This is a genomic window from Sedimentimonas flavescens, assembly GCF_019264375.1.
GTDB lineage: Bacteria > Pseudomonadota > Alphaproteobacteria > Rhodobacterales > Rhodobacteraceae > Rhodobacter > Rhodobacter flavescens.
The window spans coordinates 319577-340887 of record NZ_JAHVAI010000001.1 but is presented as its reverse complement, the minus strand read 5'-3'; the positions used below and the strand labels follow the sequence as shown (position 1 = coordinate 340887).

The following is a 21311-nucleotide window of genomic DNA, read 5'->3' as shown; positions in this document are numbered from 1 at the left end:
CTCTGGGCCTGAGTGCCTCAGGCCGCTTTCTCCAGTTCGAAGGCATCATGGAGGGCCTGCACGGCCAGTTCCATATATTTCCGGTCGATCAGCACCGAAATCTTGATCTCGGAGGTCGAGATGACCTTGATGTTGATGTTTTCTGCGGCAAGTGCCTTGAACATGGTCGCTGCGACGCCGGCGTGCGAACGCATACCGATGCCGACGACCGAAACCTTGGCGACCTCGGTGTCGATGATCAGGTCGTCGTAGTTGATCAGGCCAGCGGCCATCGCATCTTCCATCGCCTTCTTGGCGCGGGCCACCTGGTTGATCGGGCAGGAGAAGGTCATGTCGGTGACGGCGCCGGAATGGGCTTCGTCATAGTCTTTTTCCGAGATGTTCTGAACGATCATATCAACGTTCACGCCCGCATCCGACAGCGGCCCGAAGATGGCCTGGGCCACGCCCGGACGGTCTTCGATGGTGAAGAGCGTGATCTTGGCTTCGTCACGCGAATAGGCCACGCCCGAGACGACTTTCGATTCCATGATTTCATCCTCACCGCAGACAAGGGTTCCAGAGTTTTCGTCGGTGTCCTCGAAGGACGACAGCACCCGCAGGCGCACATTATAACGCATTGCCAGCTCGACTGAGCGGGTTTGCAGCACTTTCGCACCAAGCGAGGCCAGTTCGAGCATCTCCTCGAAGGCGATCTTCTCGAGCTTGCGCGCTTTCGAGCTGATCCGCGGGTCGGTCGTGTAGACGCCGTCCACGTCGGTGTAGATGTCGCAACGCTCCGCGCCGAACGCGGCGGCGAAGGCCACGGCGGTCGTGTCCGAACCGCCACGGCCGAGCGTGGTGATGCGGCCCTCGGCCGACAGGCCCTGGAAGCCCGCGACGACCGCGACCTTCATGCCCTCGGCGAACTTGGCGTCGATATTCTCGCGCGGGATCGACACGAAACGCGCGGCCGAATGCGCCGAGGTCGTGTTGATCGGCACCTGCCAGCCCTGCCAGCTGCGTGCGGGCACGCCCATCTCTTGCAGGCGTAGCGCCATCAGGCCGGCGGTCACGTTCTCGCCCGAGGCCACGACCGCGTCGTATTCGCGCGCGTCGTAGAGCGGAGAGGTCTGCTCGACCCAACCGACCAGTTCATTTGTCTTGCCCGACATGGCCGACACGATGACGATGACATCGTAACCGCGTTCAACCTCGCGCTGGACCTTCGCGGCCGCATTCTGGATACGGTCGAGGTCGGCTACCGAGGTGCCACCGAATTTCATGACGAGAAGCGGCATCCTACCCCCCTGAAGCGCCGGAACCGTCCCGGCAAAAATCCTGCCCCAGCTAACGCAAGGGGGGCGCGCTTGCAAGGGTTTGCTGGGTGTTTGGGCGCGACATCGTAACCGCGCCGTCACAGGGCTGTCACCGGTTTGTCGCATCGGCGCTGTAGCGGACTTTGCGGGTGGTCTACAGGAGGTTGCAATGAGTCTTGCAGAGGTCGAGGCACGCGAGCGGCGTGCGCAGGCACGGGGCCTGTATCGGGCGCTGGAGGTGCTTCGGGCCGACATGGCGCGGCGCGCAGCGGCGACGATGGAGCATTGGGACGGGCTGATCCTGCGCCCTGAATTCGTAGCCTCGGCGCGTAACCTGGCGGATTATCTGGCGCTGCGGCGGGGCGATCTGGTGCCGTTTCAGGCGCCTTTGGCGTCGCTGGGGCTCAGCTCGCTGGGGCGGGCGGAAAGCCATGTGCGCGCGTCGATCGATGCGGTGCTGGCGTCGCTAGCCTTGATCGGCGGCGAGGGCGAGGCCGAGTACCCGCCGGTCGAGGTCTTTGCGGCCGGGCCGGCGCGGCTGGCGGCGCGGCGCGATCATCTGTTCGGCGCGCGTCGGGGTAACCCGCAGACGCGCATCATGGTCACCCTGCCCACAGCAGCTGCCGACGGCCCCGAACTGATCGCGCAATTGCTGGCGGCGGGCGCCGATTGCCTGCGCATCAACTGCGCCCATGACACCCCCGAGGAATGGGCCGCGATGATCGGCCATGCTCGCCGTCTGGGGGCCGAGATGGGCCGTCGCGTGCCGGTGCAGATTGACCTGCCCGGCCCCAAGCTGCGGATCAAGGCGGTCTCGGGCGAGGAAGAGCGCCTGCATGTGGGCGAGAGTTTCGAGATCGTGCCCGCCCTGCCGCGCGGCAAGAAGAAGCTGCGCAAATCGGGCCGGGTTCAGGCGGTGCTGAGCCACCCGGCGCAGCATGCCGCGCTGACCGAGGGCGCGGCGATCTGGATCAATGACGGCAGGCTGCGCGCCCGCGTGACCGACGTGTCGCCCGAGCGCGTGATCTGCGAGGTCATCTCGACCCCCGGCAAGGGTGCCCGCATCCGCCCCGAGAAGGGCGTAAACCTGCCCGGCACCGATCTGCGCGTGCCCGCCCTGACCGAGGACGACATGGCTCCGCTCGACTTCGCGCTGCGCCATGCCGACATCATCGGCTATTCCTTCGTGCAGACCGGCGCCGATCTGCGCGCGCTTTTCGCCGCGATCGAAGAGCGGCTGCCGGGGCGCAACCCGCAGGACTGGCCAGCGCTGATGCTCAAGATCGAGACGCCGCTGGCGCTGCGCAACCTGCCCGCGCTGATCGTTGAGGCAGGGGGGCGCATGCCGGTGGGCGTGATGATCGCGCGCGGCGATCTGGCGGTCGAGATCGGCTTTGAACGGTTGACCGAGATTCAGGAGGAGATCCTGTGGCTCTGCGAGGCCGCCGAGGTACCGGTGGTCTGGGCAACGCAGGTTCTAGAGGGGTTGGTCAAGGACGGTCAGGCCAGCCGCGCCGAGATGACCGATGCCGCCATGAGCCAGCGCGCCGAATGCGTGATGCTGAACAAGGGCCCGCATCTGGCCGAGGGCGTCGAGGTGCTGCATGACGTGCTGACGCGCATGGACCGCCATTCGAACAAGAAATCCCCGCGCCTTGGTGCGTTGGGGCTGTGGCACGACTTCTGAGCTACTGCGCGAAGGTCTTGCGCCAGTCGGAGAGGAAACGCTCCGACTTGGCGCGGTCCATCGCCACCAGCAGGGCGGGGGCCAGCGGGATCAGGCGGCGCGCGCTGTCGGGCGCGTCGGCTTCGGTGTTGATCGCCGGATTGTCGGCGCTGATCGCCAGATTGTTCGCCGCCAGCGACAGTTGCCCTGCGGGCGAGAGCAGGAAATCGAGGAAGGCCCCGGCCTCGGGGCGCACCCGGCTGCCCGGAAAGATCAGCGCGCGCGACAGAACCAGCGTGTAGTCGCGCGGCGCGACGATGCCGAGGGTCGGGTCGCGCAGCGCCTCGGTCACGGCGTAGGAGCCAAGAATATTGTAGGCGATCAGATAGTCGCCGCGCTGCACCCCGTCGATGATCTCGGCCGAGCAGCAGGTGGCGACCGCACCGGAACGGGCGAAGGCTTCCATCAAGGCACCGAAGGTCGTGGCCTCTTGCGAGTCCATATAGGCAAAGAGGTAGCCAAGCCCCGATTGCGAGATCTCATAGGTGGCGATGCGCCCGGCGTAGCGCGAATCCTCGGGGCGCAGCAGGTCGAGCAGATCGAAGCGGGTGCGCGGCACCTGATCGGGCGGCACGAGGCTGCGGTTATAGACCATGACTGCCGGTTCGCGGGTCACGCCCCAGATCTCGTCTCGCCAGCGCAGCGTGTCGGGAAGGCCGGTGCTGAAGGACGACTGCCACGAGGCGGCGCAGCGGTCGTTGACCAGTCTGATCATCTGATGGACGGCCGAACTGATCACGATATCGGCCCCGCTCTCGCCCGTGGCGCATTCCTCGGAGCTGCGCTGGTAAAGCGCGTTTGAGCCCCATTGCTCGTAAACGATCGCAAGACCCGGATGCGCCGCGAGGAACTCTTCGACCGTGGGCGCGAGGATGTCGACATCGGTGGTGGTGCGCAGGACCAGCCGGGTCAGGGCGTTTTCCGGCCCGAAGGCGCGCACGACCTCTTGCGCGCGGGCGGGCAGGGCGAGGCAGAGTAACAGAAGGGTCAGGCGGATCATCAGCGCTCTCCCGACTGGGGCAGGGTAATCGCGACGCGGAACCCCTCGGCGCTGTCTTCAAGGGCGAGATGGCCGCCAAAGGCGCGCGCGACTGAGTCGGCGATCGAGAGGCCCAGACCGGCGCTGCGCCCATCGGCGGCGGCGCTGCGCACAAAACGGTCGCCGAACTGCGCGCGGACGGCGGCCGAGGGGCCAGGGCCGGCATCTTGCACCCAAAGCCGCGCCTGCGCGCCCTGCACATCAGCCCCCAACACGATGGGCGCGCGCCCATGCGCCAGCGCGTTGCGAAACAGGTTCTTGGCAGCCTCGCCGAGAGAAAGAGGATCGCCCAGCACGATCACCGGCGTCTCGCCAATCTCAAGGCGGACCTCGGCCCCGGGGGCGATCAGCTTGTGATCGCCCGCCTCAACGATATCGAGGGCGATGTCGCGCAGGTCCACCGCCTCGCGCCGGGCCGAGTCGATGCGGTGGATGACAAGCGCCCGGCTGAGCATCTGATCGAGCAGCCGCCCAAGGCTGACGCTGCGGTCATGGATGCGCCCGATCAGGCGGTCGCGGCGGTCGGGGTCGGTTTCCTGCGTCGCAAGATCGGCCTGCGCACGCAGCGCGGCAACCGGGGTGCGCAGTTGATGCGCGGAATCGGAAATCAGGTTGCGCATTGCATCGAACTGCCGCTCCAGCCGTCCCATGAAGCCGTTGACCGCGCCGACTAGGCTTGCGACCTCGCGCGGGACGGCGGTGGAAATCTCTGTCAGGTCTTGTGGATCGCGCGCGGCCAGCGCCAGTGCCAACTCGTCCAGCGGGCGCAGCGCCGAGCGCACCACCAGCACCGCCAGCAGCACCACGGCGGCCCCGCCGATCGCCAGCCCCATCAGGGCGTTGAGCGCGATATCCTCGGCCAGGGCGTTGCGCTCGCGCAGGGTCTGTCCAACGATCACCTCGATCGTGCCCGACAGGTCGCGCTCGGCGAAGCGGCGGGTCAGGCGGATGAAGCGCGCAGGCTCGCCGGTGAAGGGGGCGTCGTAATAGACCGGCCCGCTGGTCACGAGACGTGCGGCTGGTGGTTGTGGCAGGTCCGCGTAGCCCGTGAGCACCGCGCCATCGACGCCGCGCACCTGATAGGCGATGCGGTCCTCGGGGGCGAGGGCAAGCAAATCGAAGGCCGAGACCGGCAGGTCCACCACCGCCGCACCCTCGATCACCGACACCGAGGCGGCGATAGAACTGGCGGCCCCCACCAGCAGGCGGTCGAAGGCCTCGCGCGCGGCGGCACGGCCATAGGCGAAGGTGGCAAGCGACAGCACGACGCCGCCGACCACGAGCAGCACGACCAGACCGCCCGCAAGCCGGGCGCTGAGTGACAGGGTCGAGGCGCTGCGGGGCGATTCAGTCATCGGCGTCAAGGCTGTAGCCCTGCCCGCGCAGGGTGCGGATCTCGACGCCGCTGCCCGCAAGCTTCTTGCGCAGCCGCGCGATATACAGCTCGACCGCGTTCACCCCGACGATGGCGTCGTCGAACGAATAAAGCCCCTCATGCAGGCGCTCTTTGTTCACCACCTGCCCGCGGTGCTTGAGCAGCATCCCCAGAAGCGAGAATTCGCGCCGCGTCAGGTCCAGCCGCTCGCCCGCCACGCTCGCCACGCCCCCGGTTGCGTTGTAGCTAAGCCGCCCCAGAGTGACTTCGCTCGACCGCTCGGCCTTGTCGCGACGCAAAAGCGCGTGCAGCCGCGCCGCCAGTTCGCGGTGATCGAAGGGTTTGGTGAGGTAGTCATCCGCGCCAAGGCCGAAGGCCGAGAGCTTGTCATCCACCGAAAACTGCGCGGTGAGCATCAGCACCGGCATCGGTAGCTTGCGTCGGCGAATGTCGCGCAAAAGGTCCGTCCCCGAGCCGTCGGGCAGGTTGATATCGAGCACCGCCGCATCGTAGCGCTGCACGTCGAGGCAATCCTCGGCCTCGCGCAGGGTCATGGCGAGATCGCAGGCAAACCCGCTCTGGCTGAGTTGGCGTTGCGTCGCCTCGGCCAGATCCGGAGCATCCTCGACCAGCAAGATTCGCATTGCGCCCCCCTCCCAAGGGTGTCGGCGATCCTGTGACAGGTTCGTGACAGGTTCAACTCGTAAGTTCCTTGGCACAGACCCGGCGGCGTGACCGCAGGGGTCGGAACGTGGAGGAGAACAATATGGCTTTCAAAGCAATCCGCACGGCGCTTGCCGTGGTCGGTTTCGGTCTGGTCGGCACGATGGCGACCGCGCAGGAAAACCCCGAGTGCATCGCGCCCGCGAACCCGGGCGGCGGCTGGGACTTCACCTGCCGTCAGGTCGGTAAGTCGCTGCAGGATCTGGGCATGATCGGCAAGACCATGCAGGTCGTGAACCTCGCCGGTGGTGGCGGTGGCGTGGCCTATGCCGAAGTGGTCAACAAGCGCAATGACAGCAACGACCTGATCGTGGCTGCCTCGTCGGCAACCGCGACTCGTCTGGCGCAGGGTGCCTATCCGGGCAACTCGATGGATCAGGTGCGTTGGGTCGCTTCGGTCGGTGCCGATTACGGCATGATCGCGGTTGCGGCCAACAGCCCGGTCAACACGCTCCCCGAGCTGCTGGACATGATCAAGAATGACCCGACCTCGGTTTCGGTGGCGGGCGGTTCGGCTGTGGGCGGCTGGGACCACCTCAAGGTGCTGATCGCAGCCAATGCCTATGGCATCGACGATGTGCGCTCGGTCAAATACGTGGCCTTCGATGGTGGCGGCGAGGCGGTGACGCAGCTTCTGGCCGGCTCGGTCCAAGCCTTCACCGGCGATATCTCGGAAGCCAAGGGCTTCGTCGATTCGGGCGATATCAAGGTGATCGCGGTGCTCGCCCCCGAGCGTCTGGAAGGTGAGTTCAACAAGTTCCCGACCGCGAAAGAGCAGGGCGTCGATGCGCTCGGCGCGAACTGGCGCGGGTTCTACGCCCCCAAGGGCATGTCGGATGACGCCTACAACATATGGGTCGAGAAGATCGGCAAGCTTTATGCCTCGCCCGAGTGGAAGGCCACGATGGCAGCCAACGGTCTGGCGCCGCTCGATCTGCAAGGGGCGGAGTTCGAGGCGTTCGTCGCAGACTCGGTGGCGCAGATCCAGTCCATCTCGAAAGAAATCGGGATCATCAAGTAAGGGCTACCCCTTTCCTCACCCTGCTTGATCCCTGGGGCGGTCTGGGCCGACCGCCCCAACCAATTCCTGCCGCATAGGAGAGTTCACATGAGTGATCGTATCTTCGGTGCGTTCGGCGTGTTTCTGGCACTCGGCTACGCATATGCCGCGCTTCAGATCGAAGAGAGCTTCCTGTCGGACGCCGTCGGACCCAAAGCCTTCCCGCTTATCATTGCAACGATCTTCGGTCTCAGTTCGGCCGTGATCTTCCTGCGCCCCGACGCCGAGCCGCACTGGCCCGCCTTTGGGCGTCTGGCCGAACTGGCCGCTGCCGTCGTCGTCATGGTGCTCTACGCCGAATTGCTGCCGGAGGCCGGTTTCGTCATCGCGACCGCGTTTGCCGCTGCCTACCTGTCCTGGCGCCTCGGATCGACACTGATCGGTGCCGCGCTGACCGGGGTGGGCACGTCCGTCGGCATCTATGTCGTCTTTCACCTGGTTCTGGGGCTGTCGCTGGCCCGCGGCCCGCTTGGATTCTGAGGAGGAACCATGGAACTCCTGTCTTCCCTTGGCGACGGTTTCGCCGTCGCGCTGACCTGGCAGAATCTGGGTCTGGCCCTTCTGGGCTGTTTTTTGGGCACGATCATGGGCGCTCTGCCCGGCCTCGGCCCCTCGAACGGTGTCGCGATCCTGATCCCGCTGGCCTTCTCGCTGGGGCTCGGTGCGACGCCCGCGCTGATCCTGCTGACCTCGGTCTATTACGGGGCGATGTATGGTGGGCGGATCTCGTCGATCCTGCTCAATATTCCGGGCGATGAGCCTGCGATGATGACCTGTCTTGACGGCTACCCGATGGCCCAGAAGGGCATGGCGGGCGAGGCGCTGGCGATCTCGGGGATTGCGTCCTTCGTGGGCTCGTTCCTTGCGACCTGGGGCCTGATCCTGCTGGCGCCGCAGCTGGTCAAGATCGCGCTGCTGTTCGGTCCGGCCGAGTATTTCGCGCTCTTCGCTCTGGCCTTCATGACGCTTGGCGGGGTCAGCTCGACCAATCAGGCGAAGTCGGCCTTCGCCGCGGCGCTTGGCCTTGGGCTGGCGATGATCGGCGTCGATACGCAAACGGGCGTGCCGCGCTTCACCTTCGGCGAGGTGCACCTGTATGACGGGCTCGACTTCCTCGTCGCCATCGTCGGTCTGTTCGCGCTGTCCGAGGTCTTCATCTTCCTCGAAGAGCGCCACGGTGCCGCCGATGCCGCCGGACGCAAGCTGACCGTCGGACGCCTGACGCCGCCCGCCGCGATGGTCAAGGAATGCACGCCGACCATGCTGCGCTCGTCCTTCCTGGGCTTCCTGGCGGGCGTTCTGCCGGGCGCGGGCGCGTCGCTTGGGTCGTTCATCTCCTATTCGATGGAGAAGCGCCTGGTGGACCGCAAGGGCACCTTCGGCAAGGGCGATCCGCGCGGCGTGGCCGCCCCCGAGGCGGGTAACAACGCGGCCGCCGGCGGCGCGCTGGTGCCGATGCTGGCGCTTGGTGTGCCGGGCTCAGGCACTACGGCGGTTCTGCTGGCGGTTCTGCTGTCGCTCAACATCACGCCGGGGCCGCTTCTGTTCGCCAACAACCCGGATGTGGTCTGGGGTCTGATCGCGGCGCTGTTCATCGCGAACTTCATGCTGCTGGCGATGAACATCCCGATGGTGGGCATCTTCACCCGCGTGCTGATGGTTCCGCCGCGCATCCTGATGCCGATCGTGGCCATGGTCAGCTTCGTCGGGATCTACGGGATCTCGGGTTCGACCTTCGATCTGCTGGTGATGATCGGCTTCGGCATCATGGGCTGGGGGCTGCGCAAACTCGATGTGCCGCTCGTGCCGATCATCCTGGGTACGCTGCTTGGTAACGCGATGGAGAATAACCTGCGCCGCGCGATCACCATCGACAACGGCAACTGGTTCACTCTCATCGACAGCCCCCTGTCGATCGCACTCTGGGCCTTCGCGATCCTGGGCTTCTTGCTGCCGATCTTCGTGGGCCGCATGGTCAAGATGCGGATGCGTCAGCGCGGCGATGCCGAGGGATCCGTGATCGACTGATGCGCTGAGCCAAATCTCCGAAACCCCTGAAGGGCCGTGCTTTGCGCGGCCCTTTGCTTTGCGTGGGAGAATGATAAGGTCTTGCGTAAAAACAAAAAAACGCCCTTGCGGGCGCTGTCGTGTCATTTTGAGGATGTTTGGTGGAGCCAAGGGGAGTCGAACCCCTGACCTCTTGAATGCCATTCAAGCGCTCTCCCAACTGAGCTATGGCCCCACCGGAGGTCTCGCGCAGCGGTGTGTACCGCCTTGCGTGGGGCGTCGTATACGGCGCGCACCGGACGGGCGCAAGAGGAATTTCGTGGCTTCGTCGGAAAATTTTTGGCGCCCCGATTGCCCGCAGCGGGGCGCAAATAGACAAGGCGCGAGGCAAAGCCCCGCGCCTGTCAAAAGCCCTCGAAACGGCTGATCAGCTGTCGTCGTCGCCTGCGCTGACGTCGGCGATATCGTCGAGCGAGACGTTATCGTCCTCGTCATCCTCGAGCAGATCGTCGTCGATATCGACGTCACCGGCATCATCGTCCAGATCGTCGTCACCCAGATCGTCCACGTCGATGTCACGCTCGCGGTTCGCCGTCTTGTCGGCGACCAGAACGCGGCCACGTCCGGCAGTCAGGCTTTCCAGCGTGAAGCTGTTCGAGCAGACCGGGCAGGTCATGGGATCTTTGGTCAGGTCGTAGAACCGGCTCGCGCAATGCGGGCAGAGGCGCTTGACGCCCCATTCCTCTTTCGGCATGGAATTCTCCTAGCATCGCTCTGATTAGAGAGTCGACGCCACGTGCCATACTAGGCGCGGGGTGTCAAAGCCTTTTCGCGCCAAATTCGACAAGGCGCGCTCACAGGCGCGACAGAGCCGCACGGAGTCGCCGATGAGCCGCCTGATCCTGCCTGAGATGCCCGAGATCGCCTTGCAGCTGCGCCGCTCGGCGCGGGCGCGGCGATTCAGCCTGCGGGTCTCGCGGATCGACGGGCAGGTGACTCTGACGCTACCCGCCCGCGCGCGCGAGGCCGAAGCGCTGGCCTTTGCCCGCAGCCAGGCCGAGTGGCTGCGCCGCACACTCGCGGCCATGCCGGATGTCTCGCGCCCGGTCTTCGGCGGGACCATCCCTTTCGAGGGCCGCCAGATGGTTCTGGTTCCGGGCACCGTGCGTGCGCCGAAGCTAGAGAGCGACAGGCTGATCGTGGCCGCGGGCGAGGATCGGCTCGGCGCCCGGCTGGAGGCTTTTTTCAAGCATTGCGCCCGGCGCCGCCTGCAGGCCGCCACCGAGGGCTACGCGGCTGCGCTTGGCCGCCCCTTCAAGCGGATCACCCTGCGCGACACGCGCTCACGTTGGGGCTCCTGCGCGCATGATGGCTCGCTCAGTTATAGCTGGCGGCTGATCATGGCCCCGCCCGGCGTGCTCGACTACGTCGCGGCGCATGAAGTGGCGCATCTGGCCGAGATGAATCACTCGCAAGCCTTCTGGGATGTCGTCGAACGGCTGCGCCCCGGTTATGGGGCGGAGCGGGCCTGGCTCAAGCGTCATGGTGGCGCGCTGCACGCGATCCGCTTTCGCGATTGACCTGTGCGGGATTTGTGATCACAAACGGCAGATGACCACGATTACCTCACGCCCGATCGAAACCGCCGCGCATGATCGGCTGTACCGCAGCCTGCGACTACAGATCATGCATGGTGAGTTGCTGCCGGGGCAGGCTCTGACCCTACGCGGTCTGGGCAAGCAGTTCGGCGTGTCGATGACGCCCGCGCGTGAAGCCCTGCGGCGGCTGGTGGCGGAGGGGGCGCTGACGCTGTCATCCTCGGGGCGGGTGACCACGCCCGAGCTATCCAACGACCGGATCGAGGAACTGGCCGCCCTGCGCGCGCTGATCGAGCCGGAACTGGCCTCGCGCGCCTTGCCGCGGGCGCACCTGGCGCTGATCGACCGTCTGGGCGCGATCAACACCGCCAATGCCGAGGCCGTCGCCAAGCACGATGCCGTGGGCTACATCCGCACGAACCTCGAGTTTCACCGCACGCTCTACCTGCGCGCTCAGGCCCCCGCGATGCTGGCGGTGATCGAGACGGTTTGGCTGCAACTCGGACCGACCATGCGCGCGCTCTACGGCAAGATGCAGCGCAACGAGCCGCCGCGCCATCACCGCATGATCCTTGCCGCGCTGCGGGCTGGAGACGAGCCCTCGTTGCGGCTGGCGGTGCGCACGGACGTCACGCAGGGCCTGCGGCACCTAGCGCAGTAAGGGCGCTTGACGCCGCGCCCCATGCGATCATGCTGCTCTAAAGCAAGGCATGAGGGGCCAATGACCAGTGAACTTACCGAAGCCGAGCGCAGATCGCTCGAGATGACTGTGCTGATGACGCCGGATCTGGCCAACTTCTCGGGCAAGGTGCATGGCGGCGCGCTGCTGAACTGGCTTGACCGCGTGGCCTTCTCGCTGGCCTCGCGCTACTCGGGGCGCTACGCGGTGACGCTGAGCGTGGATCAGGTGACCTTCAAGGAGCCGATCCATGTGGGCGAGTTGGTGCTGTTCCGCGCGGCGGTGAACCATACCGGGCGTAGCTCGATGGAGATCGGCATTCGCGTCGAGGCAGAGAACATCACCAAGGGCACGCGGCGGCATACCAACAGCTGTTACTTCACCATGGTCGCCGTGGATGAGACGGGCCGCCCCGTCGAAGTGCCAACGCTTGACCCGCAGACCCAGATTGAACGCCACCGCTGGCAGGCCGCCGAGGTGCGCAAGAGCCTGCGGCGCGAGTTTGCCGCGCGGCTGGATCTGGCCGCAAAGCGCGCGGAATGAAAAAGGGCGGCCCGGGGGCCGCCCTTTCGATCTTGTGGGGTCGATCAGGCGTGGATCGCGCCGTCGCCGCAGGCCAGTGCCGCTTCGCGCACCGCTTCCGAGTAGGTCGGGTGGGCGTGGCAGGTCAGCGCGATGTCTTGTGCCGAGGCGCCGAATTCCATGGCCACGCAGATCTCGTGGATCATGTCGCCCGCGCCCGGGCCGATGATGTGGCAGCCAAGGATGCGGTCGGTGCCGGCATCGACGATCAGTTTGACGAAGCCATCAGCCTGGAACACCGCCTTGGCGCGGCCGTTGCCCATGAAGGAGAACTTGCCGACCTTGTAGGCGCGGCCTTCCTGCTTGAGCACCTCTTCGGTCTTGCCGACCGAGGCGACCTCGGGGGTGGTGTAGATCACGCCGGGGATCACATCGTAGTTCACGTGGCCATGCTTGCCCGCGATGACCTCGGCCACCGCCATGCCCTCATCCTCGGCTTTGTGGGCGAGCATCGGGCCGACGATCGCGTCGCCGATGGCGTAGATGCCCTTGACCGAGGTTGCCCAGTGGGCGTCGGTCTTGACCTGGCCGCGCGGCAGCATCTCGACGCCGAGCGCCTCAAGGCCGAGACCTTCGGTGTAGGGCTTGCGGCCGGTCGCGACCAGCACGACCTCGGCGTCGAGGGTGTGCTCGCTCTCGTCCTTGCGCAGCTTGTAGGCGACGGTGTTCTTGTTCTTACCCTTGGTCACGCCCTGAACGGCGGCGCCGAGCACGAACTTGATGCCCTGCTTGGCAAGGATCTTCTGGAAGGACTTGGCGATCTCGCCATCCATGCCGGGGGTGATCGCGTCGAGATATTCGACCACGGTCACTTCAGCGCCGAGGCGGGCATAGACCGAGCCCATTTCGAGGCCAATGACGCCCGCGCCGATAACGACCATCGATTTGGGCACCTTGGGCAGCGAGAGTGCGCCGGTCGAAGTGACGACGGTGTCCTCGTCGATCTCGATGCCGGGCAGCGAGGCGGGTTCGGAGCCGGTGGCGATGACGATCGACTTGGCGGTGTGGACTTCATCGCCGACCTTGACCTGACCGGCGGCGGGGATCGAGCCCCAGCCCTGCAGGTAGGTCACCTTGTTCTTCTTGAAGAGGAACTCGATGCCCTTGGTGTTGCCGTTGATGACGTCTTGCTTGTAGTCCTGCATCTTCGCCCAGTCGACTTTGACCTTGGCGCCCATCAGGCCCATCTTCTCGAAGTTCTCGTGAACCTCGTGCAGGTGGTGGGTGGCGTTCAAGAGCGCCTTGGAGGGGATGCAGCCCACGTTGAGGCAGGTGCCGCCGAGGGCGCCGCGACCCTCAACGCAGGCGGTCTTGAGGCCCAACTGGGCGCAACGGATCGCGCAGACATAGCCACCGGGGCCGCCGCCGATCACGATAACGTCGAAATCTGCCATTGGAATTTTCCTTTGACTGGTGTCGGGGGGCGCTGCCCCCCGCGCCCCCCGAGGTATTTGCACCAAGAAGAAGGGGCGGGATGGAAGAAGGGGCGGCGCAGTGGCCGCCCCGTGATCTGATCAGAGATCCAGCAGCAGGCGGCGCGGATCCTCGAGCGCTTCCTTGACGCGGACGAGGAAGGTCACGGCGCCCTTGCCGTCGACGATGCGGTGGTCGTAGCTGAGTGCGAGATACATCATCGGGCGGATGACGATCTGGCCGTTCACGACCACGGGGCGATCCTGGATCTTGTGCATGCCGAGGATGCCCGATTGCGGCGGGTTCAGGATCGGCGAGGACATCAGCGAGCCATAGACGCCGCCGTTCGAGATGGTGAAGGTGCCGCCCTGCATCTCGGCCATCGACAGCTTCCCGTCACGGGCGCGCTTGCCCTTTTCGGCGATGGCTTTCTCGATGTCCGCGAACGACATCTGGTCGGCGTCACGGATGACCGGAACCACGAGGCCGGTCGGCGTGCCGGCGGCCACGCCCATGTGGACGTAGTGCTTGTAGACGATGTCGCCGCCGTCGATCTCGGCGTTGACCTCGGGGACTTCCTTCAGCGCGTGGCAGCAGGCCTTGGTGAAGAAGGACATGAAGCCCATGCGCACGCCATGCTTCTTCTCGAACTGGTCCTTGTACTCGTTGCGCAGCGCCATGACGCCCGACATGTCGACCTCGTTATAGGTGGTCAGCATGGCAGCGGTGTTCTGGCTGTCCTTGAGGCGCTTGGCGATGGTGGCGCGCAGGCGGGTCATCTTGACGCGCTCTTCGCGGGCCGCATCCTCGGCGATCGAGGGCGCGCGCGGGGCCGTGGCCGGGGTGGGCGCGATCGAGACGGCAGCTGCGGCGGGCTTGGCGGCGGCTGCGGCGACGTCTTCCTTCATGATGCGGCCATCGCGGCCCGAGCCCTGGACCTGAGCGGGCGTGAGGCCGGCTTCGGCCATGGCTTTCTTCGCCGAGGGCGCATCCTCGACATCCTTGCCTGCGGCTGCGGCGGCCGGTGCTGGCGCTGCGGCGGGAGCGGCGGCCGGCGCTGCGGCGCCAGCCGAGGCGCCTTCGGCCACGACGGCGAGTTTCGCCGAGGCGTCAACGGTGGTGCCTTCGGGCGCGACGATCTCGGTCAGGACGCCCGCGACCGGCGAGGGAACCTCGACCGACACCTTGTCGGTTTCGAGCTCGCAGAGCATCTCGTCCTGGGCGACGGTATCGCCGACCTTCTTGAACCAGGTGGAAACCGTGGCTTCCGACACGCTTTCGCCCAGGGCGGGCACCATAACGTCCGTCATTTTGACCTCATTGGATTGCGGCGCGGTTGCAGAGGGGCTGGCGCCTTCGGATTTCGGTTGCGAAGGGGCGGCGGCCGCGCCCGCTTCGGAAAGGATGGCAAGGAGAGCGTTGACGCCGACCGTCTCGCCCTCGGCGGCGACGATCTCGGTCAGAACCCCGGCCGCGGGGGCCGGGACCTCGACGGTCACCTTGTCGGTTTCAAGCTCGCAAAGCATCTCGTCGACCGCGACCGTGTCACCCGGTTTCTTGAACCAGGTGGCGACGGTCGCCTCGGTCACGCTTTCGCCCAGAGTGGGGACGCGGACTTCGGTCATGGATCAGCCCTCCAGCGCGTCGTTGACGAGAGCTTCCTGCTCGGCCTTGTGGCGGCTGGCGAGACCCGTCGCGGGCGAGGCCGAGGCGGCGCGACCCGCGTAGCGCGGACGACCGTGCTTGGCGTCGATCTTCGAGAGCACCCATTCGATGTTCGGCTCGACGAAGGTCCAGGCGCCCTGGTTCTTCGGCTCTTCCTGACACCAGACGATCTCGGCGCCCTTGAAGCGGCTGAGCTCGTTGACCATCGAATGCGCCGGGAACGGGTAGAACTGTTCGAGGCGCAGGATGTAGACATCCTCGAGGCCGCGCTTGTCGCGCTCGGCCAGCAGGTCGTAATAGACCTTGCCCGAGCAGATCACGACGCGCTTGATCTTGGCGTCGTCCGCGAGCTTGAACTCCGAGTTGCCCTTGTGCTGCGGATCGGCGTCGTCCCACATCACGCGGCGGAAGAACGAGCCAGTGGTGAATTCCTCGGCCTTCGACACGCAGAGCGGGTGGCGCAGAAGCGACTTCGGCGTCATCAGGATCAGCGGTTTGCGGAACTTGCGGTGAATCTGGCGACGCAGGATGTGGAAGTAGTTCGCCGGGGTCGAGCAGTTCGCCACGATCCAGTTGTCTTCCGCCGACAGTTGCAGGAAGCGTTCCAGGCGTGCCGAGGAGTGCTCGGGGCCCTGACCTTCGAAGCCGTGCGGCAGCAGGCACACGAGGCCCGACATACGCAGCCACTTGCGTTCGCCCGAGTTGATGAACTGGTCGAACATGATCTGCGCGCCGTTGGCGAAGTCGCCGAACTGGGCTTCCCACAGGGTCAGCGCATTCGGTTCCGCCAGCGAGTAGCCGTATTCGAAGCCCAGAACCGCGTATTCCGACAGCGCCGAGTCGATGACCTCATAGCGGGCCTGACCGGGTTTGATGTGGTTGAGCGGGTAGTAACGCTCTTCGGTGGTCTGATCGACAAGGCCCGAATGGCGCTGCGAGAAGGTGCCGCGGGTACAGTCCTGCCCCGACAGACGCACACCAAAACCTTCCGAGAGCAGCGAACCGAAGGCAAGCGCCTCGGCGGTTGCCCAGTCGAAGCCGGTGCCGGTCTGGAACATCTTCTTCTTGGCCTCGAGCTGGCGCGAGACGGTCTTGTGGATGTCGAAACTGTCCGGGTAGCTGGTCAGCGCATTGCCGACCTCGGCCAGCAGTTCGGGCGCGATCGGGGTGGTACCCGCGTCGTAATCCTCATGCTCGCGTTCGAGGTGCTTCCAGCGACCGTCGAGCCAGTCGGCCTTGTTCGGCTTGAACTGCTTGCCGGCCTCGAACTCTTCGTTGAGGCTTGCCTGGAAAGCGGCCTTCATGTCCTCGATCTCGCCTTCCGGGATCAGCCCGTCGGCAACGAGGCGCTCGGTATAAAGCTGGAGCGTGGTCTTGTGGCCCTTGATGTTCTTGTACATCTGCGGGTTGGTGAACATCGGCTCGTCGCCTTCGTTGTGACCGAAGCGACGGTAGCAGAACATGTCGATTACGACGTCCTTGTGGAACTTCTGGCGGAACTCGATCGCAACCTTGGCGGCGTGAACCACGGCCTCCGGGTCGTCGCCGTTCACGTGGAAGATCGGCGCTTCCACCATCAGGGCGATGTCGGTCGGGTAGGGCGAGGTGCGCGAGAAGTGCGGCGCCGTGGTGAAGCCGATCTGGTTGTTCACGACGATATGGATGGTGCCGCCGGTGCGATGGCCCTTGATGCCCGAAAGCTGGAAGCCCTCGGCCACGATGCCCTGGCCCGCAAAGGCCGCGTCGCCATGCAGCAGGATCGGCAGAACCGCGATGCGGTCGACGTCGCCCAGTTGGTCTTGCTTGGCGCGGACCTTGCCCAGAACGACCGGGTTCACCGCCTCGAGGTGCGAGGGGTTGGCGGTCAGCGAAAGGTGCACAGTGTTGCCGTCGAAGGTGCGGTCCGACGAGGCGCCGAGGTGGTATTTCACGTCGCCCGAGCCATCCACGTCATCGGGCTTGTACGAGCCGCCCTGGAATTCGTGGAAGATCGCGCGGTAGGGCTTCATCATCACGTTGGCAAGCACGTTCAGGCGGCCGCGGTGCGGCATGCCGATGACGACATCTCGCAGGCCGAGTTGCCCGCCGCGCTTGATGATCTGTTCCATCGCCGGGATCAGCGCTTCGCCGCCATCAAGGCCAAAACGCTTGGTGCCCATGTATTTGACGTGCAGAAACTTTTCGTAGCCCTCGGCTTCGACCAGTTTGTTCAGGATGGCGCGGCGGCCTTCGCGGGTGAAGGCGATCTCCTTGCCGTAGCCCTCGATGCGCTCTTTCAGCCAGCCGGCTTCCTCGGGGTTCGAGATGTGCATGTATTGCAGCGCGAAGGTGCCACAATAGGTGCGCTTGAGCACGTCGAGGATCTGGCGCATCGACGCGATCTGCAGGCCCAGAACGTTGTCGATGAAGATCGGGCGATCCATGTCGACTTCGGCGAAGCCGTAGGATTTCGGATCAAGCTCGGGGTGCAGGCTGGCGTCGCGCATCCCCAGGGGGTCGATGTCGGCGATCAGGTGACCACGGATGCGGTAGGCGCGGATGATCATCAGCGCGCGGATCGAGTCGAGCACGGCGCGCTTGACGGCCTCGTCGCTAACCTCGACGCCGGCGGCCTTGGCGGCCGACTTGATCTTGTCGCCCGCAGCCTTGCCTTCCTTGGGCGCGGCCACCGGCCATTCACCGGTCAGAGCGGCGGTCAGATCGTCATTGGGCGACACCGGCCAGTCGGTGCGGTCCCAAGAGGCGCCCTGGGCGGATTTCTTCACATCCAGTTCGGGATCGCCGAGCGAGGCGAAGAAGGCGCCCCAACTGGGATCGACCGAGTTCGGGTCGGCGGCGTAGCGCGCGTAAAGCTGTTCGACATAGTCCGAGTTGGCGCCTTGCAGGAAGCTCGACGCGTGGAACTGGTCGTTGGGGGATTGGTCGTTCATGACGGTTATCCTTGGAAACGGCTGAGGGGCCAGTGAGGGGCGGGGGGCGGATCAGCTTGCGGAGTCCGCCGCGAAAGAGCGGGGCGATCGCCCAAGGTCGGCGGTGGAGCGAAGGGGAGGGGCAGCGGCAAAGCACCCGACCGGCACGAAATGCGCCGCGGCCAAATGGGCCATCTGGGACAAATTAGCGTCCATTATTCCTCCCGCTCCGGCAAAGCCGGCCTTTGAGCGTCACTCAGAAGGGCGAAAGAGGGCACACCCTCCTTGGCACTTGTGAGTGGGGTGGAGGTCGCGGTAGCCCGCGACCTCCGGCAGGGATCATTCGCCCTTGATCGCCTTCATCACGGCTTCGCCGAGATGCGCGGGGCTTTCCGCGACAACGATACCGGCCGAGCGCATCGCCTCGATCTTCGACTCGGCGTCGCCTTTGCCGCCCGACACGATCGCGCCGGCGTGGCCCATGCGGCGGCCGGGAGGAGCGGTGCGGCCGGCGATGAAGCCAGCGGTCGGCTTCCAGCGGCCTTTCTTCTTCTGCTCCTTCAGGAACTCCGCGGCTTCCTCTTCGGCCGAACCGCCGATTTCGCCGATCATGATGATCGAGGTGGTTTCCGGGTCGTCCAGGAACATGTCGAGCACGTCGATATGCTCGGTGCCCTTGATCGGGTCGCCGCCGATGCCGACAGCCGAGGACTGGCCGAGGCCAAGGTCCGAGGTCTGCTTCACGGCTTCATAGGTCAGCGTGCCCGAGCGCGAGACCACGCCGCACGAGCCGCGACGGTGGATGTGGCCCGGCATGATGCCGATCTTGCAGGCGTCGGGGGTGATAACGCCGGGGCAGTTCGGCCCGATCAGGCGCGACTTGGAGTCGATCAGCGCGCGCTTGACGCGCATCATGTCGAGCACCGGGATACCCTCGGTGATGCACACGATCAGTTCCATCTCGGCGTCGATCGCCTCAAGGATCGAGTCGGCCGCGAAGGGCGGCGGAACGTAGATCGCGGTGGCGTTCGCGCCGGTCACGGCTTTCGCCTCATGGACCGAGTTGAACACCGGCAGGTTCAGGTGCGAGGTGCCGCCCTTGCCGGGGGTCACGCCGCCAACCATCTTGGTGCCGTAAGCGATTGCCTGTTCCGAGTGGAACGTACCCTGCGAGCCGGTGAAGCCCTGGCAGATGACTTTGGTGTTTTCGTTAACGAGGACTGCCATGTCTGATCCTTCATTGAATGGGCTGGGCCACGGCGGGCCCGGCATTGTCCGTTTGCGGTTGCCCCTGGTCATCGAAGGTGAATCCAAAGGCTTCGATTTCACGCCGGTACCAACTGGCGACAAGATCGCGGCTGGCCGGAGTGTAGTAGCTCGAATAGTGCTGGCGCTCTCCGCCGTGCCCGAAGTTGCGGCGCGGCAGGACCAGATCCCGGGGCAGCCCGATCCGGTCGAAGAGACCGGGCAGCGCATCGTTGAGGTCTTCGTAACGGATCACCTGATCCGCGACGATTTCATCGCCGATGGCATAGACGCCCCAATTGTTCAGGCGGTTGTGGTGCAGAAGGTTGTACGTCAATGAGCGTTGCGCGCGGTCGAAATCGCCCGGCACACCACCGTCGCGACCGCGGCGATGGTAGAAGAGCGAGATCTGCCGTTCCCACGGATTCCGTTCGACAGCGAACTTAAAGTAGCTGTCCCAGACCTTGGGGCCGAGGATCCGGCGCACCTGTTCGGCGGTCGCGTGGTAGTGGAGGCCGAAGACCTCCGGGAACCGACGCTGCAGCCCACCCGAAATCCACGGCAAATGCCGCGAGATCGGGGTCCGCAAGTTCGCCTTCAGGTTCTCTTCACGCCCACAGTACTGTGCCAGCGCAGCGGTCAAGGCGGTGCTACCCGTCTTTTCCGTGCGGAGGTAGATGAACTTGTGGGCGTGCGAGACGATCATGACGCGACAGCCTTAGCCTTTCACCGCTTTCACGATCTTCTGGGCGCCGTCGGCGAGGTTGTCCGCCGCGATCACGTTCAGACCCGAGTTCTTGATGATCTCTTTGCCGAGCTCGACGTTGGTACCTTCGAGGCGCACAACGAGCGGAACCTGCAGGCCGACTTCCTTCACCGCGGCGATCACGCCCTCGGCGATGATGTCGCAGCGCATGATGCCGCCGAAGATGTTCACGAGGATGCCTTTGACGTTCGGATCCGAGGTGATGATCTTGAAGGCCTCGGTCACTTTCTCTTTCGTGGCGCCGCCGCCAACGTCGAGGAAGTTCGCCGGCTCAGCGCCGTAGAGCTTGATGATGTCCATGGTGGCCATCGCCAGACCCGCGCCGTTCACCATGCAGCCGATCTCACCGTCGAGCGCGATGTAGTTCAGGTCGAACTTCGACGCTTCGAGTTCCTTGGGGTCTTCCTCGGTGGTGTCGCGCAGCTCCATGATGTCCTGGTGACGGTAGAGCGCGTTGTTGTCGAAGCCCACTTTGGCGTCGAGCAGCTTGAGGTTGCCGTCGGTCATCACGATCAGCGGGTTGATCTCGAGCATCTCCATGTCCTTGTCCATGAAGGCGCGGTACATGTTGCCGAGGATCTGGGTCATCTGCTTGACCTGACCGCCTTCGAGGCCGAGGGCGAAGGCCACGCGGCGACCGTGGTAGGGCATGTAGCCCACGGCCGGGTCGATGGTCAGGGTCAGGATCTTCTCGGGGGTCGAAGCAGCGACCTCCTCGATGTCCATGCCGCCTTCGGTCGAGCACACGACCGAGACGCGCGACGAGCCGCGGTCAACCAGCAGCGCGAGGTAAAGTTCGCGCGAGATGTCCGAGCCGTCTTCGATGTAGATGCGGTTGACCTGCTTGCCGGCCGGGCCGGTCTGGTGCGTCACCAGGGTCTTGCCAAGCATTTGGCGGGCCAGTTCGGCCGCCTCAGCAACCGACTTGGCCAGGCGCACGCCGCCCTTCTCGCCGGCTTCGGGCTCTTTGAACTTGCCCTTGCCGCGGCCACCCGCGTGGATTTGCGACTTCACGACCCACAGCGGGCCGTCGAGTTCGCCCGCGGCGGTCTTGGCGTCTTCCGCCTTGAGAACCACGCGGCCGTCGGAGACCGGGCAGCCGTAGCTCTTGAGGAGCTGCTTCGCCTGATATTCATGAATGTTCATGGCAGTTGTCCCATGCTGGTGCGATTTGGAGGGTTTAGTGGCATATTCGGCCCCCGTAACAAAACGATAAATGCGCCTCG

At 65.2% G+C, this 21311-nt stretch carries 18 protein-coding genes and 1 tRNA gene; 7 read left to right on the top strand and 12 right to left on the bottom strand.

Annotated features, from left to right (window positions below; genetic code table 11):
- Positions 1-17: 17 nt before the first annotated feature.
- Positions 18-1280 carry an aspartate kinase gene (locus KTQ37_RS01775; RefSeq protein WP_218628742.1) on the bottom strand — a complete coding sequence of 421 codons (1263 nt, stop codon included), beginning with the start codon at positions 1278-1280 and terminating at the stop codon, positions 18-20.
- Positions 1281-1467: 187 nt separating this feature from the next.
- Here KTQ37_RS01775 and KTQ37_RS01770 point away from each other — a divergent pair, with 187 nt between their 5' ends.
- The gene (locus tag KTQ37_RS01770; RefSeq protein ID WP_218628741.1) at positions 1468-2985 is read left to right on the top strand and encodes a pyruvate kinase; all 1518 of its coding nucleotides are present in this window, start codon (positions 1468-1470) and stop codon (positions 2983-2985) included.
- A gap of 1 nt (position 2986) precedes the next feature.
- On the opposite strand, the gene KTQ37_RS01765 is transcribed toward KTQ37_RS01770, so the two are convergent.
- Genes KTQ37_RS01765 through KTQ37_RS01755 form a run of 3 tightly spaced genes read right to left on the bottom strand, consistent with a single transcriptional unit; the run spans position 2987 to position 6082 of the window.
- Positions 2987-4024 (bottom strand): ABC transporter substrate-binding protein, encoded by a 1038-nt coding sequence (locus tag KTQ37_RS01765; protein ID WP_218628740.1) that lies wholly within the window; start codon positions 4022-4024, stop codon positions 2987-2989.
- On the bottom strand, positions 4024-5418 hold the full coding sequence (locus KTQ37_RS01760) for a sensor histidine kinase (protein WP_218628739.1): 1395 nt from the start codon (positions 5416-5418) through the stop codon (positions 4024-4026). The genes KTQ37_RS01765 and KTQ37_RS01760 overlap by 1 nt, the downstream gene beginning before the upstream one ends.
- Positions 5411-6082: a response regulator transcription factor gene (locus KTQ37_RS01755; RefSeq protein WP_218628738.1), complete on the bottom strand. Its 672-nt coding sequence runs from the start codon at positions 6080-6082 to the stop codon at positions 5411-5413. Before KTQ37_RS01755 ends, KTQ37_RS01760 begins: the two co-directional genes overlap by 8 nt.
- A 122-nt stretch (positions 6083-6204) precedes the next feature.
- Between KTQ37_RS01755 and KTQ37_RS01750 the strand changes: the two genes are divergently transcribed.
- The 3 genes from KTQ37_RS01750 (at position 6205) to KTQ37_RS01740 (ending at position 9249) form a co-directional block, all read left to right on the top strand.
- A complete protein-coding gene (locus KTQ37_RS01750; protein ID WP_218628737.1) occupies positions 6205-7182 on the top strand; it encodes a Bug family tripartite tricarboxylate transporter substrate binding protein in 978 nt (325 codons plus the stop codon).
- An 87-nt stretch (positions 7183-7269) separates the two neighbouring features.
- Positions 7270-7701, top strand: a complete 432-nt coding sequence (locus KTQ37_RS01745) for a tripartite tricarboxylate transporter TctB family protein (RefSeq protein WP_218628736.1) — start codon at positions 7270-7272, stop codon at positions 7699-7701.
- Positions 7702-7710: 9 nt separating this feature from the next.
- Positions 7711-9249: a tripartite tricarboxylate transporter permease gene (locus KTQ37_RS01740; RefSeq protein WP_218628735.1), complete on the top strand. Its 1539-nt coding sequence runs from the start codon at positions 7711-7713 to the stop codon at positions 9247-9249.
- A gap of 138 nt (positions 9250-9387) precedes the next feature.
- On the opposite strand, the gene KTQ37_RS01735 is transcribed toward KTQ37_RS01740, so the two are convergent.
- Positions 9388-9463, bottom strand: a tRNA-Ala gene (locus KTQ37_RS01735).
- 192 nt (positions 9464-9655) lie between these two features.
- A complete protein-coding gene (locus KTQ37_RS01730; RefSeq protein ID WP_218628734.1) occupies positions 9656-9982 on the bottom strand; it encodes a TIGR02300 family protein in 327 nt (108 codons plus the stop codon).
- Between the two features lie 133 nt (positions 9983-10115).
- Between KTQ37_RS01730 and KTQ37_RS01725 the strand changes: the two genes are divergently transcribed.
- Genes KTQ37_RS01725 through KTQ37_RS01715 form a run of 3 tightly spaced genes read left to right on the top strand, consistent with a single transcriptional unit; the run spans position 10116 to position 12048 of the window.
- Positions 10116-10808: a M48 family metallopeptidase gene (locus KTQ37_RS01725; protein ID WP_218628733.1), complete on the top strand. Its 693-nt coding sequence runs from the start codon at positions 10116-10118 to the stop codon at positions 10806-10808.
- A gap of 31 nt (positions 10809-10839) precedes the next feature.
- Positions 10840-11487, top strand: coding sequence for a GntR family transcriptional regulator (locus KTQ37_RS01720; protein ID WP_218628732.1), 648 nt, complete (start codon positions 10840-10842; stop codon positions 11485-11487).
- Between the two features lie 60 nt (positions 11488-11547).
- Positions 11548-12048, top strand: a complete 501-nt coding sequence (locus tag KTQ37_RS01715; protein WP_236021000.1) for an acyl-CoA thioesterase — start codon at positions 11548-11550, stop codon at positions 12046-12048.
- Positions 12049-12092: 44 nt separating this feature from the next.
- Here the strand turns inward: KTQ37_RS01715 and lpdA are convergent, their stop codons facing one another.
- From lpdA to sucC, 6 genes are all read right to left on the bottom strand, one after another.
- Positions 12093-13481 carry a dihydrolipoyl dehydrogenase gene (lpdA, locus tag KTQ37_RS01710; protein ID WP_218628731.1) on the bottom strand — a complete coding sequence of 463 codons (1389 nt, stop codon included), beginning with the start codon at positions 13479-13481 and terminating at the stop codon, positions 12093-12095.
- A 120-nt stretch (positions 13482-13601) separates the two neighbouring features.
- A complete protein-coding gene (gene odhB / locus KTQ37_RS01705) occupies positions 13602-15125 on the bottom strand; it encodes a 2-oxoglutarate dehydrogenase complex dihydrolipoyllysine-residue succinyltransferase (protein WP_218628730.1) in 1524 nt (507 codons plus the stop codon).
- Between the two features lie 3 nt (positions 15126-15128).
- Positions 15129-18095 (bottom strand): 2-oxoglutarate dehydrogenase E1 component, encoded by a 2967-nt coding sequence (locus KTQ37_RS01700; RefSeq protein WP_218628729.1) that lies wholly within the window; start codon positions 18093-18095, stop codon positions 15129-15131.
- A gap of 318 nt (positions 18096-18413) precedes the next feature.
- On the bottom strand, positions 18414-19301 hold the full coding sequence (sucD, locus tag KTQ37_RS01695) for a succinate--CoA ligase subunit alpha (RefSeq protein WP_218628728.1): 888 nt from the start codon (positions 19299-19301) through the stop codon (positions 18414-18416).
- A gap of 10 nt (positions 19302-19311) precedes the next feature.
- Positions 19312-20025 (bottom strand): sulfotransferase family 2 domain-containing protein, encoded by a 714-nt coding sequence (locus KTQ37_RS01690; RefSeq protein ID WP_218628727.1) that lies wholly within the window; start codon positions 20023-20025, stop codon positions 19312-19314.
- A gap of 12 nt (positions 20026-20037) precedes the next feature.
- A complete protein-coding gene (sucC, locus tag KTQ37_RS01685; RefSeq protein ID WP_218628726.1) occupies positions 20038-21231 on the bottom strand; it encodes an ADP-forming succinate--CoA ligase subunit beta in 1194 nt (397 codons plus the stop codon).
- Positions 21232-21311: the final 80 nt, after the last annotated feature.